Genomic DNA, 17244 nt, shown 5'->3' on the forward strand with positions numbered 1-17244 from the left:
ATGAACCTGTCGTCGCGGTTGCACGCCCACCTGGCTCGAGGCAAGGTCGGCTTTCCCACCACCCTGGCCAGTTCGGTCGGGGTGATCATGGCCAGCCCGGTGATTCTGACGGTCACCAGCGGCTTCGGCATCGGCGGCGACACCTTCGCGCTGGCGATGCTGATCGCCTTCATCATGATGCAGGCGCAGCTCACCACCTTCTCTGAAGCGGCGTCGCTGCTGCCGACCTCCGGTTCGGTTTACGACTACATCTCCTGCGGCATGGGGCGCTTTTTCGCCATCACCGGCGCGCTGTCGGCCTACCTGATCGTGCACATCTTCGCCGGCACCGCCGAGACCATTCTTTCCGGCATCATGGCGCTGGTGAACTTCGAGCACCTCAACACCCTGATGGAAAGCCACAATGCCTCCTGGATGGTCGGCGTCGGGCTGGTTGTCGTGTTCGGCCTGCTCAACGCGTTCGGCATCGAGGCCTTCGGCAAGGCGGAGATCGTGCTGACCTTCGCCATGTGGAGCACGCTGGTGATTTTCGGCATCGTCGGGCTGCTGTCGCCGCATGCGGTGCCGCTCGAGGGCTGGTTCGGCAGCACGCTGAGCCTGAACGATCCGTTCGCGGTGTTCAGCCTGATCGGCATGGCTATGTTTATGTTCGTTGGCTGTGAGCTGGTGACGCCGATGGCGCCGGAGATCAAACGCTGCGATCGGGTGATCCCGCGCGCGATGGCGCTCGGGCTGTGCGGCGTGGCGGTGTGCATGGCGCTGTATGGCGCGGCACTCAGCCATCAGGTGGAAAACGTGGTGATCGACGCCGCCAGCGGCACGCGCCTGCTGGAAACGCCGATGGCCATCCCGGCGTTCGCCGGCCAGGTGATGGGCCAGTTCGGCAAATACTGGCTGGGCGTTGGCCTGCTGTTGGCGGGCGCGGCGACCATCAACACGCTGATGGCGGCGGTGCCGCGCATTTTGTACGGCATGGCGCTGGACGGCGCGCTGCCGCGCATGTTCGCTTATCTGCACCCGCGCTTTAAAACGCCGGTGGTCGGCATACTGGTGGCGGTGTTGATCCCCTGCGTACACGCCTTCGCCATTCAGGGCAACCTCGACAGGATCATTCCGCTGGTGCTGGCGGCGGTGTGCGCCTGGGGCGTGGCCTACCTGCTGGTGACCTGTTCGGTGGTGCTGCTGCGCGTGCGCCGCCCCGACCTGCCGCGCGCCTATAAATCGCCGTGGTTCCCGCTGCCGCAAATCGTCTCCAGCGTCGGCATCGTGCTGGCCATCGTCTACATCACGCCGCCGGGGATGAACCCGAGCGACATCTACATTCCCTTCGGCTGGATGATCGGCCTGACCGCCGCCTATGCGCTGTTCTGGACGCTGTGCGTGCAGAAAGTGAACCCGTTCAAGCCGGTGCCGGTCGAGCAGGTGCTGGAGAACGCATTTGCCAAGGGTGAAAACGAGGAGGCGCAGTTTGATCGGCTTACTTCCCTCACTTAATCGCGCCTGGCGGCGCGCGCCGTCGGGCTATCGGCCGGGCGCCGCGCTGGATCGTCTGGCGCGCAATCTGGAACCCTACGCGTGCGAACGCCTGGCGCCGGGCCTGCTGCGGCTGACGCTGCCGCAGGGGCCGCAGATCGAGATCGGCGAACAGGTGCAGGGGCTGTTTATGGCGCATATCGTCAGCCACCGCTTTCGGTTGCAGGGCACGTGCGCAGCGCAGCCTCCGCTGACGCTGGACGTGGTGACCGGCGGCTGGCTGCGGCGGCGCGGGGTGCGTTATCTGTTGCGCCAGCGCCATGCGGCCGCGCAGCGGGTGCTGGACGGCCTGCAGCGCTACCCGCAGATCGGTGAGACGCTGGCGCAGCTGGATTTTCGCCGCGTGCGGCTGACGGTGAACGACGGGCGCTGGCAGGTGGATATCGAACATTTTGCCGCGTCGGAGGTGGTCAGCCGTTTACCGGCCGGCCGCCGCTATCTGCGGCTGGATGCCGAACAGCGGCGGCTGCTGTTGAGCAGCCTGCTGATGATCGGCCAACTGATGGAGAAGCTGAATCATGAATAGAGTGGTTGTGATTACCGGCGGCGGTACCGGCGTCGGCGCCGCCTGCGCCCGCCTGCTGGCGGCGCAGGGCGATCGGGTGTTCATCATCGGCCGCCGCCCGGAACCGCTGGCGGCGCTGGCGCAAGAGATCGGCGCGCAGGCGCTGGTGGGCGACGCCGCCAGCGGCGAGAGCTGGAACCACACGCTGCTGCCGGCGATTCTGCGCGACGCCGGACGCATCGACTGTCTGATCGGCAGCGCCGGCGGCATGGGCTTCAAGCGCATCACCGAGATGACCGACGCGCAGTGGCAAGGGGCGATGGACAGCAACCTCAACAGCGCTTTCGCCAGCGCGCGTGCCTGCCTGCCGGAGCTGATTAAAAGCGGCGGCAACCTGCTGTTCGTGGCCTCGATCGCCTCGCTGGCCGCCGGGCCGGAGGTCTGCGGCTACGTTACCGCCAAACATGCGCTGATCGGGCTGATGCGTTCCATCGCCCGCGACTATGGCCCGCTGGGCGTGCGCGCCAACGCGGTGTGCCCGGGCTGGGTGACCACGCCGATGGCGGACGAAGAGATGCAACTGCTGATGGACGCCCATCAGATTTCGCTGGAGCAGGCTTACCAGATGGTCTGCCGCGACGTGCCGCTGCGCCGGCCGGCCAGCGCCGAGGAGATCGCCCGCGTCTGCCGTTTCCTCTGCTCCAGCGAAGCTTCAATCATTACCGGCGCGGCGCTGGTGGCCGACGGCGGCTCCACCATTGTAGATGTGCCGACCCTGGCTTTCACTTCCCTATAAGGAGCATTCCATGAGTTCAGAAGCGGTATTCATTCAGGTTGGCGCGCTGGCGGAAGGCTTTGCGCCGCACAGCAATACGCTGGAACGCCAGCACGGCCTGGCGGGCACCACGCTGACGCTGCGTTTCAGCGACGGCGCGACGCAGCGCTGTCGGTTTACCGATGCGCAGACGCTGGAGTGGGGGGAGCGGCGCGGTATCGCCTATCGCGCCACCAGCATTCGCCCCGGCGTGCTGTTCATCGATTTTCTCGATCCCGCCCGCGCCAACGCCAGCATTACGCTGGTGTGCGACCGCAATCAGGGCAACTTCACTGCGGTATACGGCCAACTGCCGGACGAAGCGCAGGCGCGGCTCGACGCCTTTAGCCGGGTGGAGCAGGGGCTGCCGCTGACCGCGGTCGAGGCCGAATTCCGCTTCGGCACGCTGGATGACGCCGACGTGGCGCCGCCGGGCTTTACCGATGAGCTGATCGGCATGCGCAACATGTACACCTACAGCCCGACCGAACGGTACGAGCACATCTACCTGAACGACAACTTCTACGCCTGGCAGTGTCTGGACGGAGTGGAGAAGGGGCTGGCGGACGTCGATCGCTGCCACTACGTGAAGGTGGCGGAGCAGCTTTATCTGTTCGTCTGGCGCGAGAAGATCATTCCGACGCTGGGCGTGGTGATGATCGATCTGCAGGGCATGCGCACCGACGGCAAGATCCTCGGTTATCAGGGCAGCGATTTCAGCGCGCTGAGCAACTTTGCGGTGGGCGCCCACGCACAGGTGCTGAACACCACGCGCCACCCGCGAGGATAGGCCGATGAGCGCAACCTATGCGGCCGAGGCCTTCGCCGGGCAGGCGGTGCTGGTGACCGGCGGCGCGCAGGGCATTGGGCTGGCGATCGTCAGCGCCTTTGCCCGGCTGGGCGCCGAGGTGACGATCGCGGACGTGCAGCTGCCGCAGGCGCAGGCGGCGGCGCAAACGCTGCGGGGCGAAGGGTGGAACGTACAGGCGCTGGCCTGCGATCTGGCCGAGCCGGGGCAGATTGCCGAGTTGGTGGCGGCGGTGGGCGAGCGGCACCAACGGCTGGACGTGGTGATCCACAACGCCGCCTATTTTCCGCTGACGCCGTTTACCGCCATCGACGCGGCCCTGTTGCAACGCACGCTGAGCGTCAATCTGATGGCGCCGTTCTTTCTGGCGCAGGCGGCGCTGCCGTGGATGCGCCGCGCCGGCGGCGGCAGCCTGCTGGTGACCTCGTCGGTGACCGGCCCGCGGGTGGCGTATCCGGGACTGGCGCATTACGCCGCCTCCAAGGCCGGGGTAAACGGCTTTATTCGCGCGGCGGCGCTGGAGTTGGCGGCGGAGAACATTCGCGTCAACGGCGTGGAGCCGGGGATGATCCGCACGCCGGCGATGGCCAACCTGGGCGACGCGCAGGTGAATCAGGCGATCGCCGCCTCGGTACCGCTCGGGCGGCTGGGGGAACCGGAAGACATCGCCGCGGCGATGGTGTTTCTCGCCTCGCCGGTGGCGGCCTACATCACCGGCCAGACGCTGGTGGTGGACGGCGGCGCGCTGTTGCCGGAAACGAATTCTCTGCTTACTTGACGCAGCCACGTACCCCAGTCGCTTACTTGAGTAAGCGACTGGGGATTTACGCCTTGGCAACACCAATTAATGTGAGAATTCCGGTGGGTTAAATCACTTCTTGGCGGGATGCGCGGTGACGTTGGCGGGCAGGCTGTCGCCCAGGGTGATCAGCTCGTCCAGCAACGTCATCAGCTGGTCCATTTTTTGCCGTGAAAAGGCGGCTTCAATCTCGGCGTAGCCTTGTTCCACCTGATGGCGCGCCACTTCATACAGCTCCTGACCCTGCTGGGTCAGCGACACGTACAGCTTGCGCTGATCGTTGACCGGTTTAAGGCGGAAGATCAGCTTATCGCGCTCCATGCGCGACAGAATGCCGGTCAGGCTGGGACGCAGGATGCAGGTTTCCGCCGCCAGTTCGTGGAATTCGATCGAACGGCTGTTGGCCAGCACGCGGATGATGCGCCACTGCTGCTCGGTGAGATTGTGGCTTTTCAGGATCGGGCGGAAGAACCCCATGGCGGTTTCACGCGCCTGCAGCAGGGCGATGGTTAACGATTCATGCATAAGTTTGGCCTTAGCTATCAAGGTGTTCGTTGTTACGGCGCTCGTTATGGGGGCGCCTGCCCCGCAAAGCCCGATTTTGTTAATAACTTAATAGTAGCCAAAGTTACCCGTAGGGATAAAGCAAAAATGCGAGGCGCAGCTAAAAATGGCGTGAAAAATGGTTAATGCATTGAATAATCACGCTAATGTTCGTAATTTGTGAATATTTTGTTATCACGATCACAAATCACTCCAAGCGCGTTGCGTAAAAGCTGCACAGCGTATAAAAGTAATCATTAATATATTAATGAATGCCGGTTGTCATGTTTTTGCCATTGGAGGAGTTCGCATGAAAGGCACCGTATTTTCCGTTGCGCTGAACCACCGCAGCCAACTGGACGCCTGGGATCAGGCGTTTCACCAGCCGCCGTATCAAACCCCGCCCAAAACCCCGGTGTGGTTTATCAAACCGCGCAATACCCACCTCGCCAACGGCGGGGCGATCCCGTTTCCGGCCGGTGAAACCGTGCAGAGCGGCGGCACGCTGGCGGTGATCATCGGCGACACCGCGCGCAAGGTGCCGGCGGCGCAGGTGAGCCGTTATCTGGCCGGTTACGCGCTGGCCAACGACGTCAGCCTGCCGGAGAGCAGCTTCTATCGCCCGGCGATCAAGGCCAAATGCCGCGACGGCTTCTGCCCGCTGGGGGAGATGGGGCAGTTGGAGAACGCCGATCGGCTGGAGATCGTCACCGAGATCAACGGCGTGGAGCAGGATCGTTGGTCCACCGCCGATCTGGTGCGCTCGGTGCCGGAGCTGATCGCCGCCATCAGCGACTTTATCACCCTGCAGCCGGGCGATGCGGTGCTGATAGGCACCCCGCACCAGCGGGTGGAGATCAAACCGGGGGATGAGGTGACGGTGCGCGCCGCCGGCCTGCCCACGCTGACCAACCGCGTCACCCAGGCAGGAGCCGCATCATGAAACATGCCCGTATTCGCCATCATGGCCAGATCTTCAACGTGCAGGTGGACGAGCAGCTGCGCGTCACGCTGCCGAACGGCGAGGTGCTGCAGGAGCGCGAAGTGGAATGGCTGCCGCCGGCGCAGGGCACGGTGTTCGCCCTGGGGCTGAACTATGCCGACCACGCCAGCGAGCTGGAATTCAAGGCGCCGGAAGAGCCGCTGGTGTTCCTCAAGGCACCGAACACCCTGACCGGTCACCGCCAGGTGTCGGTGCGCCCGGCCGGCGTGGAGTACATGCATTACGAAGCCGAGCTGGTGGCAGTGATCGGCAAGACCGCGCGCAACGTCAGCCGCGAGCACGCCATGGAGTATGTGGCGGGCTACACCCTGTGCAACGACTACGCCATTCGCGATTACCTGGAAAACTACTACCGGCCGAATCTGCGGGTGAAGAGCCGCGACACCCTGACGCCGATCGGGCCTTACATCGTCGATCGCGACGACGTCGCCGATCCGCACCGCCTGGCGCTCAGCACTTACGTCAACGGCGAGCTGCGCCAGCGCGGCAGCACCGCCGACATGATTTTCGACATTCCGTTCCTGGTCGCCTACCTGAGCGAATTCATGACGCTGCAGCCGGGCGACATGATCGCCACCGGCACGCCGAAAGGGCTGGCCGACGTGCAGCCGGGCGACGAAGTGGTGGTGGAAATCGAGGGCATCGGCCGTCTGGTTAACCACATTATCAGTGAAAAAGATTACGAGGAGAGCCTGCGATGAAAACCATCAACCACTGGATCAACGGCAAGAACGTCGCCAGCAAAGAGTATTTCACCACCACCAACCCGGCGAACGGCGAGGTGCTGGCGGAGGTGGCCTCCGGCGGCCAGCTGGAGATAGACCAGGCGGTGGCGGCGGCGAAAGAGGCGTTCCCCAAGTGGGCCAACACGCCGATGAAAGAGCGCGCGCGCCTGATGCGCCGCCTGGGCGAGCTGATCGACCAGAACGTGCCGCAGATCGCCGAACTGGAAACCGCCGACACCGGCCTGCCGATCCATCAGACCAAAAACGTGCTGATCCCGCGCGCTTCGCACAACTTCGAGTTCTTCGCCGAGGTGTGCCAGCAGATGAACGGCAAGACCTACCCGGTGGACGACAAGATGCTCAACTACACGCTGGTGCAGCCGGTGGGGGTATGCGCGCTGGTGTCGCCGTGGAACGTGCCGTTCATGACCGCCACCTGGAAAACCGCGCCTTGCCTGGCGCTGGGCAACACGGCGGTGCTGAAAATGTCCGAACTGTCGCCGCTGACCGCCGATCGCCTGGGCGAGCTGGCGCTGGAAGCCGGCATTCCGGCCGGGGTGCTGAACGTGGTGCAGGGCTACGGCGCCACCGCCGGCGACGCATTGGTGCGCCATAAAGATGTGCGCGCGGTCTCCTTCACCGGCGGCACCGCCACCGGCCGACGCATCATCGAAAGCGCCGGGCTGAAGAAATTCTCCATGGAGCTCGGCGGCAAGTCGCCGGTGCTGATCTTTGAAGACGCCGACATCGAGCGGGCGCTCGACGCCGCGCTGTTCACCATCTTCTCGATCAACGGCGAACGCTGCACCGCCGGTTCGCGCATCTTCATTCAGGAGAGCATCTACCCGGAATTCGTCAAACGTTTCGCCGAGCGCGCCAACCGCCTGCGCGTGGGCGATCCGCAAGATCCCAACACCCAGGTGGGGGCGCTGATCAGCCCGCAGCACTGGGAAAAAGTCTCCGGCTATATCCGCCTCGGGGTGGAAGAAGGGGCGACCCTGCTGGCCGGCGGCCCGGACAAACCGGCCGGCTTAAGCCACGGCAACTTCCTGCGCCCGACGGTGCTGGCGGATGTCGACAACCGGATGCGCGTGGCGCAGGAGGAGATCTTCGGGCCGGTGGCCTGCCTGTTGCCGTTCAAATCAGAAGAAGACGGCCTGCGCATGGCCAACGACGTGGAGTACGGCCTGGCGTCGTACATCTGGACGCAGGATGTGAGCAAGGTTCTGCGCCTGGCCCGCGGCATTGAAGCGGGCATGGTTTTTGTCAACACCCAAAACGTACGCGATCTGCGCCAACCGTTCGGCGGCGTGAAAGCCTCCGGCACCGGCCGCGAAGGCGGCGAATACAGCTTCGAAGTGTTCGCCGAAATGAAGAACGTGTGCATTTCCATGGGCAACCACCCGATCCCGAAATGGGGCGTTTGAGCCTCAGGCCACAATAATAACGAAAGAGATGAGAACAATGACGACAAAACTTACCACTGATGCTGTCCCTGCTCCCGACGTCGTGCGCTGTGCCTACATGGAAATTCAGGTCACGAACCTTAAAGCCGCACGCGAATTTTACGTCGATATCCTCGGCCTGGTCGTGACCGCCGAAGATGACAAAACCCTCTACCTGCGTTCGATGGAAGAGTTCATTCACCATAACCTGGTGCTGCGCGAAGGCCCGGTCGCCGCCGTGGCGGCGTTTGCTTTCCGCGTGCGCACGCCGGAAGACGTCGATCGCGCCGAAGCGTATTTCAAGGCGCTTGGCTGCCGTACCGAGCGGCGGGTGAACGGGTTCGCCAAAGGCATCGGCGATGCGGTGCGGGTAGAGGATCCGCTCGGTTTCCCGTATGAGTTTTTCTACGACGTGCAGCACGTCGAGCGCCTGGCCTGGCGCTACGATCTGTATACGCCGGGCGCGCTGGTGCGCCTCGACCACTTTAACCAAATCACCCCTGACGTGCCGCGCGCTGTGGAATACATCCAGGGGCTGGGCTTCCGCGTAACGGAAGACATCCGCGATGAAGACGGCGTGGTTTACGCCGCCTGGATGCGCCGCAAGGCGACGGTGCACGATACCGCAATGACCGGCGGCGCCGGGCCGCGCATGCACCACATCGCCTTCGCCACCCATGAAAAGCACAATATTTTGGCCATCTGCGACAAGCTCGGCGCGCTGCGCAAATCCGATTTGATCGAACGCGGCCCCGGCCGTCACGGCGTCTCTAACGCGTTCTACCTCTACCTGCGCGATCCCGATGGCCACCGCGTGGAAATCTACACGCAGGATTACTACACCGGCGATCCGGACAACCCGACCGTGACCTGGGACGTGCATGACAACCAGCGCCGCGACTGGTGGGGCAATCCAGTGGTGCCGAGCTGGTATACCGAAGGATCGCTGGTGCTGGATCTCGATGGGCAGCCACAGCCGGTCATCGAGCGCAGTGCGCCCAGCGAAATGGCCGTCACCATCGGCGCAGACGGTTTTTCCTATACCCGTGAGGGCGATACGGAAAAAGGTTTCAAGCTTGGCAATACGCTGTAAATGCCGCTGCGCGGGCCGCGCCCGCGCATATTTGCCGTCTGGAGAACGCTATGCCCCATTTTTACGCTGAATGTACCGACAACATCCGCCGCGAGGCGGATTTGCCCACCCTGTTCGCCAAGGTCAACGAGGCGCTGGCGGCGACCGGCATCTTCCCGCTGGCCGGCGTGCGCAGCCGGGCCATCTGGCTCGATACCTGGCAGATGGCTGACGGCAAGCAGGATTACGCCTTCGTGCACATGACGTTGAAAATCGGCCACGGCCGCAGTCTGGAAAGCCGTCAGCAGGTGGGCGAGATGCTGTTTGCGCTGATCAAGGAACACTTCGCCGCGCTGATGGCGCAGCGTTACCTGGCGCTCTCTTTCACCATGGAAGAGCTGGATCCGGTGCTGAATTACAAACAGAACAATGTCCACGCGCTGTTCAATAAAGCGTGAATAAGGGGTCGTACATGCTGGATAAAGAGCAGGTTAACCGCGCCGTGCAGCGCCTGCATCAGGCGGAAAAGAGTCGTGAGCAGATCCGCGCGCTGTCGCTCGATCATCCCGAGATCACCATTGAAGACGCCTATGCCATTCAGCGGCAGTGGGTGGAACTGAAGATCGCCGAGGGGCGCACGCTCAAAGGCCACAAGATCGGCCTGACCTCACGCGCCATGCAGGTCAGCTCGCAGATCACCGAGCCGGACTATGGCGCGCTGCTGGACGACATGTTCTTCAACGACGGCAGCGACATTCCGATCGATCGCTTTATCGTGCCGCGGGTGGAGGTGGAGCTGGCTTTCGTGTTGGCCAAGCCGCTGCGCGGGCCGAACTGCACGCTGTTCGACGTCTACAACGCCACCGACTACGTCATTCCGGCGCTGGAGATCATCGACGCGCGCAGCCATAACGTCGATCCCGAGACGCAGCGGCCGCGCAAGGTGTTCGACACCATCTCCGACAACGCCGCTAACGCCGGGGTGGTGATGGGTGGGCGGCCGATCAAGCCGGATGCGCTGGATCTGCGTTGGATCTCTGCGCTGCTGTACCGCAACGGCGTGATTGAAGAGTCCGGCGTGGCGGCGGCGGTGCTCAATCATCCGGCCAACGGCGTGGCCTGGCTGGCCAACAAGCTGGCGCCGTATGAGGTGGAGCTGGAAGCGGGGCAGGTGATCCTCGGCGGTTCTTTCACCCGGCCGGTGCCGGCGCGGCGCGGCGATACTTTCCACGTCGATTACGGCCCGATGGGCTGCATCAGCTGCCGCTTCGTCTAATAAGCAGGCTCGGCGAACCGAGCCGCAATAACCGGGCGGGGGCCACGCGCCGCGCCCGCTTGTCAGGGAGAATGCGATGTTAACCAACCACTTCAAGCGAGCGCTGCAGGAAAAACGCCCGCAGATCGGGCTGTGGCTCGGGCTGTGCAGCAGCTACAGCGCCGAACTGTTGGCCGGCGCCGGTTTCGACTGGCTGTTGATCGACGGCGAACATGCGCCCAACAACGTGCAGACGGTGCTCGGGCAGCTGCAGGCGGTCGCCCCTTACCCGAGCCAGCCGGTGGTGCGGCCGCCGTGGAACGACGCGGTGATCATCAAGCAGTTGCTGGATGTCGGCGCGCAAACCTTATTGATCCCGATGATTCAGAACGCCGAACAGGCGCGCGACGCGGTGCGCGCCACGCGCTACCCGCCGCACGGGGTGCGCGGCGTCGGCAGCGCCCTGGCGCGCGCCTCGCGCTGGAACCGAGTGCCCGATTACCTGCAGCAGGCCGACGAGCAGATGTGCGTGCTGGTGCAGATTGAAACCCGCGAGGCGGTGAAAAACCTGGAGGCGATCCTGCAGGTGGAAGGGGTGGACGGCGTGTTTATCGGCCCGGCGGATCTCAGCGCCGACATGGGCTTCGCCGGTAATCCGCAGCATCCGGAGGTGCAGCGCACCATCGATGACGCCATTGCGCGCATCCGCGCTGCCGGCAAGGCGCCGGGCATTTTGATGGCCAACAAGGCGCTGGCGCAGCGCTATCTGGAAGCCGGCGCGCTGTTCGTCGCGGTAGGGGTGGATACCACCCTGCTGGCGCGGGCGGCGGAAGCCCTGGCGAACGAGTTCAAACAGGGCGGGGCGCAAGCGCCTTCATCGGGAGTCTACTGAACCATGAACCACGTCGATTCGCTGCCGCCGGCCAACCCGGCGCAGCAACATAAAGCGTTAACCGCCGCCGAGCAATCGGTGATTAAAAAGTTGTTTCGGCGCCTGATTATTTTCCTGTTCGTGTTGTTTGTTTTCTCTTTCCTCGACCGCATCAACATCGGCTTCGCCGGGCTGACGATGGGCAAGGATCTCGGCCTCAGCTCGACCATGTTCGGGCTGGCGGCGACGCTGTTCTACGCCACCTACGTGATCTTCGGCATTCCGAGCAACATGATGCTGAGCCGGGTCGGCGCGCGGCGCTGGATCGCCACCATCATGGTGCTGTGGGGCATCGCTTCCACCTGCACGATGTTCGCCACCGGGCCGACCAGCCTGTATGTGCTGCGCATGATCGTCGGCATCACCGAGGCCGGCTTCCTGCCGGGCATTCTGGTGTACCTCACCTACTGGTTCCCGGCGTTTTACCGCGCCCGGGCCAACGCCTTGTTCATGATCGCCATGCCGGTGACCATGGCGATCGGTTCGCTGGTCTCCGGCTATATTCTGGCGCTGGACGGGGTGATGAACCTGAAGGGCTGGCAGTGGCTGTTCCTGCTGGAAGGGATCCCGTCGGTGCTGTTGGGCGTGGTGGTGTGGTTCTACCTCGACGACACCCCGGCCAAGGCCAAGTGGCTGACCGACGATGAAAAAGCCAGCCTGAAGGCGATGATGGAGGCCGACAAGCTGCAGCTGGTGCAACCCAACGGGCCGAGCAGCCACCGCGCGCTGCAGCAGCGCAGCCTGTGGCGCGAGATCTTCACGCCGATCGTGTTGATGTACACGCTGGCCTATTTCTGTCTGACCAACACCCTGAGCGCGATCAACATCTGGACGCCGCAGATCCTGCAGAGCTTCAACCAGGGCAGCAGCAACGTGACGATCGGCATTCTGGCGGCGATCCCGCAGATCTGCACCATCGCCGGCATGGTGTGGTGGAGCAAACGATCCGACAGGCTGCAGGAGCGTAAGCATCACACCGCGCTGCCGTATCTGTTCGCCGCTGCCGGCTGGCTATTGGCTTCCGCCACCGATCACAGCCTGATCCAACTGCTGGGGATCGTGATGGCGTCGGTCGGTTCCTTTACCGCCATGGCGATCTTCTGGACCACGCCGGATCAGTCGATCAGCCTGGAAGCGCGGGCGGTGGGGATCGCCGTGATCAACGCCACCGGCAATATCGGATCGGCGCTCAGCCCGCTGTTGATCGGCTGGTTCAAGGACATGACCGGCAGCTTCAACTCCGGGCTGTATTTCGTCTCGGCGCTGTTGATCGTCGGCGCCGTGCTGGTGTGGCGCATCCCGATGAAGGATTCGCGCCCGAGAGCGACGCCTTGATACGCAGATAGGCAGGATTGCAGGAGGTAATGAGGTGCGGAAAAGTACCGGTTTTATCGCCAACATCGATATTTGCAAAGAGTATGACGCGCGCTACGCCGCCGACGAGGTGCACTACGAAACCTTCGCCGGGCTGGCGGCGTTCTTCGGCCGCGACATGCAGGTGCACTGGCACGACTGCTTCTTCCAGGTGCATTTTCTGGAGACCGGCAAGATAGAGCTGCAGCTCGACGATCAGCACTATTCGGTGCAGGCGCCGCTGTTCATCCTCACGCCGCCGTCGGTGCCGCATGCGTTTTTCACCGAACCGGACAGCGACGGCCACGTGCTGACGGTGCGTCAGGAGTTGATTTGGCCACTGCTGGAGCGCCTGTATCCCGGCAGCAATCTGGCGCTGGACATGCCGGGCATCTGCCTGTCGCTGGCCGATGCGCCGCAGGAGCTGACGGCGCTCAGCCATTATTGGGCGCTGATCCGCCGCGAGTTCGCGCAGAACCTGGCCGGGCGCGAACAGACGCTGGCGCTGTTGGCGCAGGCGGTGTTCACGTTGCTGCTGCGCAACACCGCGCTGGAAGACAGCGCCAACAGCGGCGTGCGCGGCGAACTGCAGCTGTTTCAACGCTTCAACAAGATGGTGGACGAGCGTTTCCGCGAGCATCTGCCGGTGCCGGAGTATGCGCAGGCGTTGGGCGTGACCGAATCGCGGCTCAACGACCTGTGTCGGCGCTTCGCCAACCGGCCGCCCAAGCGACTGATCTTCGATCGGCTGCTGCGCGAGGCCAAGCGCATGCTGCTGTTCAGCGCCTGCACGGTGCATGAAACCGCCTACAGCCTCGGCTTCAAGGATCCGGCCTATTTCGCCCGTTTTTTCAATCGGCTGGAAGGCTGTTCCCCTTCAACCTACCGCGCGGCGCAACACGCCCTTTCGTAACCGCGATCACAGTTTGCCGCGAAAGCGGCAAACTGACCTGAAAAGTACCGGCGATTGCCGCAAAAGTCTCTTCTCGAAACCGGCTTTGGCAGCTTCAATTAAGCAACCAAAAGAAAACATTATTTTAACAAATGGCCGGCTCCACGGCCTGAAAAATGCCGATGACGAGGAAGACCCGATGAAACCAGAAGACTTTCGTGCCGACAGCAAACGCCCGTTCACCGGCGCCGAATACCTGAAAAGTTTGCAGGACAGCCGCGAAATCTACATTTACGGCGAGCGCGTGAAAGACGTGACTACGCACCCGGCGTTCCGCAACGCGGCGGCGTCAGTCGGCCAGCTGTACGACGCGCTGCACGATCCGGCCAGCCAGGATCGCCTGTGCTGGAACACCGACACCGGCAACGGCGGCTATACCCACAAATTCTTCCGCTACGCCCGCAGCCCGGAAGAGATGCGCCAGCAGCGCGACGCCATCGCCGACTGGTCACGCCAAAGCTACGGCTGGATGGGGCGCACGCCGGACTACAAGGCGGCCTTCGGCTGCGCGCTGGGCGCTTATCCGGAGTTCTACGGCCAGTTCGCCGATAACGCGCGTCACTGGTACAAACGCATTCAGGAAACCGGGCTCTATTTCAACCACGCCATCGTCAACCCGCCGATCGACCGCCACAAGCCGGTCAATGAGGTGAAGGACGTCTACATTCAGGTGGAGAAAGAGACCGACGCCGGCATCGTGGTCAGCGGTGCCAAAGTGGTGGCCACCAACTCGGCGTTGACCCACTACAACTTCATTGGCTTCGGTTCGGCGCAGGTGATGGGCGATAACCCGGACTTCGCGCTGATGTTCGTGGCGCCGATGGACGCCGAAGGGGTGAAGCTGATTTCGCGCGCCTCCTACGAGCTGGTGGCCGGCGCGACCGGTTCGCCGTTCGACTACCCGCTGACCAGCCGCTTCGACGAGAACGACGCGATCCTGATCATGGATCATGTGCTGATCCCGTGGGAAAACGTGCTGATCTACCGCGATTTCGACCGCTGTCGCCGCTGGAGCACCCAGGGCGGTTTCGCCCGGCTGTTCCCGCTGCAGGCCTGCGTGCGCCTGGCGGTGAAGATGGATTTCATCACCGCGCTGCTGCAAAAGAGCCTCTCGTGCACCGGCGTGCTGGAGTTCCGCGGCGTACAGGCCGATCTGGGTGAAGTGGTGGCCTGGCGCAACCTGTTCTGGTCGCTGAGCGACGCGATGTGCGCCGAAGCTACTCAATGGGAAAACGGCGCTTACCTGCCGGATTCCGCCGCGCTGCAAACCTACCGCGTGATGGCGCCGATGGCCTACACCAAGGTGAAACACATCATCGAGAAGAACGTCACCAGCGGCCTGATCTATCTGCCGTCCAGCGTGCGCGACATGAACAACCCGGAGATCGACAAGTACCTGGCGCGCTACGTGCGCGGATCGGACGGCATGGATCACGTCGAGCGCATCAAGATCCTCAAACTGATGTGGGATGCGATCGGCAGCGAGTTCGGCGGGCGCCACGAGCTGTATGAGATCAACTACGCCGGCAGCCAGGATGAGATCCGCCTGCAGTGCCTGCGCCACGCGCAGGGATCCGGCAACATGGATCGCATGATGCAGATGGTCGACAAGTGCCTGGCCGATTACGATCAGCACGGCTGGAAGGTGCCGCACCTGCGGAACAATGACGATATTAATCAGTTGGATAATCTGCTGAAGTAATTCAGGAGGAGGTTGTATGTCTCAGGAAAATGAACAGCGGCTGCGCTTTCGCGACGCCATGGCCAGCCTGTCGGCGGCGGTGAATATCGTCACCACCGACGGCCCGGCGGGGCGCTGCGGCATCACCGCCACGGCGGTGTGTTCGGTGACCGATACGCCGCCGACGCTGCTGGTGTGCATCAACCGCAACAGCGCGATGAACCCGGTGTTTCAGGAAAACCGCAGGCTGTGCGTCAACGTGCTTAACCACGAGCAGGAGCTGATGGCGCGCCACTTCGCCGGCATGACCGGCGTCAGCATGGAAGATCGTTTCCGGCTGGAAGAGTGGCAGCTCGGCGCGCTGGGGCAGCCGGTGCTGCGCAATACCCTGGCCAGCCTGGAAGGGGAGATCGAGCAGATCCAGAGCATCGGCACCCACCAGATGTACCTGGTGCAGATCAAGCAGATCGCGCTGAGCGAAGCGGGCAACGGCCTGATCTACTTCAAGCGTAACTTCCATCCGGTGATTCATCAGATGGCGGTGCCGGCCTGACGCCTGGGGGCGCAGCCAGCTGCGCCCCCCATCTCAACTCTTGTTGGCCGCCAGATCGCTCACCAGTCGGTTGACCGGATCGCTCATGTTGGTGAACTTGCTCAGCTCCGAACGGGTCACCACCACGAACACCCCGACGTTTTTCGCCGGGATCATCGCCATGTAGGTGATGAATCCGCCGCCGCCGCCGGTCTTCTGAATGATGCCCGGCAGCCCGTCCTTCGGCGCCATATACACCCAGCCCAATCCCAATGCATCCGCTTGTCCCGGCACGTCCATGCCCTTCAGCGACACCAGATCGTGGCGCTGGAAGTACATGGTTTGCTCGCTGGCGGCGGTGGCTTTGCGCGGGCCGCTGGCGCTGGAGGAGAGGAACTGCTGCATCCAGCGCTGCATGTCGCGCGGGGTGGAGTAGACGCCGCCGCTGCCGGCCGCGGCGGTGGTGTCGCGACAGGCGCTTGGGCCGGCCGCCGCCACCATCAGGCGCGAGCATTGTTCAGGGCTCGGCGTCAGCGTGGTGTCGACCATGCCGAGCGGCGCGGTGATTTTCTCTTTCAGCAGCGCGTTGTATGGCTTGCCCGCGGCGCGCGACAGCGCATCGGCCAGCAGATCGTACGCCAGGTTGGAATACGCGGCGTGCACGCCCGGCGGCGTCGTGATGTTGGCATGCGCCAGCCACTGCCAGCGCTGGGCCTTGGTCGGCCAGGTGAACACCGGCGTTTTCGGCGGCTTCTTGCCCGGCTGCTCGCGCGGCAGCGCGCTGGTGTGGGTCGCCAGGTTCAATAAGGTGATCGGCTGGCCGGCGTTGTAAGCCGGCACATAGGCGCCCTTGGGGGCATATTTGCGCAGCGGGTCGGTCAGCTTGACCTGGCCTTCCGCCGCCATCTTCACCATCACTTCGCTGGTCATCAGCTTGGTGATCGAGGCGATGCGGATCAGCGAATCCGGGCGCGGGCGCAGGTTGTTGCCGGGCTTGGTGTCGCCAAAGCTGCGGTTAACCACTTGATTGCCGTCGATCACCACCAGCGCCATGCCGGTGGCGCCGCTGTTGTAGAAAATATGTTCGGCATACTGGTCGACGATTTGCGAAGCCAGCTGCGGGGGCGCGGCCTGCACGGCCAGCGGCGCGGCGCACAGGCCCAGCGCCAGCAATAAAGCGGAGACAGAGTTCTTCAACGGTCGTTATCCATTTAACAATGCAGCGGGAAAGGGCGTTATTCGTCGCCCAGTGTAATGCCCCGAGGCCCCTGCTGCATGTAGAAAAAAGAGCGG

The 17244-nt window shown here is 63.4% G+C and carries 18 protein-coding genes; 16 read left to right on the forward strand and 2 right to left on the reverse strand.

What is annotated here, in order from left to right; genetic code table 11:
* Genes EDY99_RS24095 through EDY99_RS24115 form a run of 5 tightly spaced genes read left to right on the forward strand, consistent with a single transcriptional unit; the run spans position 1 to position 4438 of the window.
* Positions 1 to 1494 carry an APC family permease gene (locus EDY99_RS24095; RefSeq protein ID WP_089197652.1) on the forward strand — a complete coding sequence of 498 codons (1494 nt, stop codon included), beginning with the start codon at positions 1 to 3 and terminating at the stop codon, positions 1492 to 1494.
* The gene (locus EDY99_RS24100) at positions 1469 to 2059 is read left to right on the forward strand and encodes a DUF3156 family protein (RefSeq protein ID WP_089197653.1); all 591 of its coding nucleotides are present in this window, start codon (positions 1469 to 1471) and stop codon (positions 2057 to 2059) included. Before EDY99_RS24095 ends, EDY99_RS24100 begins: the two co-directional genes overlap by 26 nt.
* The gene (locus EDY99_RS24105; RefSeq protein WP_043136148.1) at positions 2052 to 2834 is read left to right on the forward strand and encodes an SDR family NAD(P)-dependent oxidoreductase; all 783 of its coding nucleotides are present in this window, start codon (positions 2052 to 2054) and stop codon (positions 2832 to 2834) included. Before EDY99_RS24100 ends, EDY99_RS24105 begins: the two co-directional genes overlap by 8 nt.
* A 10-nt stretch (positions 2835 to 2844) precedes the next feature.
* A complete protein-coding gene (locus EDY99_RS24110) occupies positions 2845 to 3642 on the forward strand; it encodes a molybdenum cofactor biosynthesis F family protein (RefSeq protein WP_089192546.1) in 798 nt (265 codons plus the stop codon).
* 4 nt (positions 3643 to 3646) lie between these two features.
* Positions 3647 to 4438 carry an SDR family oxidoreductase gene (locus EDY99_RS24115; RefSeq protein ID WP_123062142.1) on the forward strand — a complete coding sequence of 264 codons (792 nt, stop codon included), beginning with the start codon at positions 3647 to 3649 and terminating at the stop codon, positions 4436 to 4438.
* Between the two features lie 93 nt (positions 4439 to 4531).
* Here the strand turns inward: EDY99_RS24115 and hpaR are convergent, their stop codons facing one another.
* The gene (hpaR, locus tag EDY99_RS24120; protein ID WP_042783637.1) at positions 4532 to 4984 is read right to left on the reverse strand and encodes a homoprotocatechuate degradation operon regulator HpaR; all 453 of its coding nucleotides are present in this window, start codon (positions 4982 to 4984) and stop codon (positions 4532 to 4534) included.
* Positions 4985 to 5312: 328 nt separating this feature from the next.
* On the opposite strand from hpaR, the gene EDY99_RS24125 reads away from it, so the two are divergent.
* From EDY99_RS24125 to hpaC, 11 genes are all read left to right on the forward strand, one after another.
* On the forward strand, positions 5313 to 5945 hold the full coding sequence (locus tag EDY99_RS24125; RefSeq protein ID WP_047572761.1) for a fumarylacetoacetate hydrolase family protein: 633 nt from the start codon (positions 5313 to 5315) through the stop codon (positions 5943 to 5945).
* A complete protein-coding gene (locus EDY99_RS24130; protein ID WP_049202355.1) occupies positions 5942 to 6706 on the forward strand; it encodes a fumarylacetoacetate hydrolase family protein in 765 nt (254 codons plus the stop codon). The genes EDY99_RS24125 and EDY99_RS24130 overlap by 4 nt, the downstream gene beginning before the upstream one ends.
* Positions 6703 to 8157: a 5-carboxymethyl-2-hydroxymuconate semialdehyde dehydrogenase gene (gene hpaE / locus EDY99_RS24135; RefSeq protein ID WP_046688192.1), complete on the forward strand. Its 1455-nt coding sequence runs from the start codon at positions 6703 to 6705 to the stop codon at positions 8155 to 8157. Before EDY99_RS24130 ends, hpaE begins: the two co-directional genes overlap by 4 nt.
* 37 nt (positions 8158 to 8194) lie before the next feature.
* A complete protein-coding gene (hpaD, locus tag EDY99_RS24140; RefSeq protein ID WP_087762955.1) occupies positions 8195 to 9268 on the forward strand; it encodes a 3,4-dihydroxyphenylacetate 2,3-dioxygenase in 1074 nt (357 codons plus the stop codon).
* A gap of 50 nt (positions 9269 to 9318) precedes the next feature.
* Positions 9319 to 9705: a 5-carboxymethyl-2-hydroxymuconate Delta-isomerase gene (locus EDY99_RS24145; RefSeq protein ID WP_004933172.1), complete on the forward strand. Its 387-nt coding sequence runs from the start codon at positions 9319 to 9321 to the stop codon at positions 9703 to 9705.
* A 14-nt stretch (positions 9706 to 9719) separates the two neighbouring features.
* Complete coding sequence (gene hpaH / locus EDY99_RS24150; protein ID WP_004933170.1) at positions 9720 to 10523, forward strand: 2-oxo-hept-4-ene-1,7-dioate hydratase; 804 nt, start codon at positions 9720 to 9722, stop codon at positions 10521 to 10523.
* Positions 10524 to 10599: 76 nt separating this feature from the next.
* Positions 10600 to 11394, forward strand: a complete 795-nt coding sequence (gene hpaI / locus EDY99_RS24155) for a 4-hydroxy-2-oxoheptanedioate aldolase (RefSeq protein WP_033641769.1) — start codon at positions 10600 to 10602, stop codon at positions 11392 to 11394.
* 3 nt (positions 11395 to 11397) lie between these two features.
* Entirely contained in the window at positions 11398 to 12768 is a 1371-nt protein-coding gene (gene hpaX, locus EDY99_RS24160) for a 4-hydroxyphenylacetate permease (protein WP_116286734.1), read from the forward strand.
* A gap of 34 nt (positions 12769 to 12802) precedes the next feature.
* Entirely contained in the window at positions 12803 to 13699 is an 897-nt protein-coding gene (hpaA, locus tag EDY99_RS24165) for a 4-hydroxyphenylacetate catabolism regulatory protein HpaA (protein WP_004933161.1), read from the forward strand.
* 178 nt (positions 13700 to 13877) lie between these two features.
* Positions 13878 to 15440 (forward strand): 4-hydroxyphenylacetate 3-monooxygenase, oxygenase component, encoded by a 1563-nt coding sequence (gene hpaB / locus EDY99_RS24170; RefSeq protein ID WP_043136111.1) that lies wholly within the window; start codon positions 13878 to 13880, stop codon positions 15438 to 15440.
* Between the two features lie 16 nt (positions 15441 to 15456).
* A complete protein-coding gene (hpaC, locus tag EDY99_RS24175) occupies positions 15457 to 15972 on the forward strand; it encodes a 4-hydroxyphenylacetate 3-monooxygenase, reductase component (RefSeq protein WP_016929186.1) in 516 nt (171 codons plus the stop codon).
* A gap of 33 nt (positions 15973 to 16005) precedes the next feature.
* Here the strand turns inward: hpaC and ampH are convergent, their stop codons facing one another.
* Positions 16006 to 17148 (reverse strand): D-alanyl-D-alanine-carboxypeptidase/endopeptidase AmpH, encoded by a 1143-nt coding sequence (gene ampH / locus EDY99_RS24180; RefSeq protein ID WP_033651366.1) that lies wholly within the window; start codon positions 17146 to 17148, stop codon positions 16006 to 16008.
* Positions 17149 to 17244: the final 96 nt, after the last annotated feature.

It is taken from the genome of Serratia sp. LS-1 (assembly GCF_003719595.1).
GTDB classification, from domain to species: domain Bacteria; phylum Pseudomonadota; class Gammaproteobacteria; order Enterobacterales; family Enterobacteriaceae; genus Serratia; species Serratia ureilytica.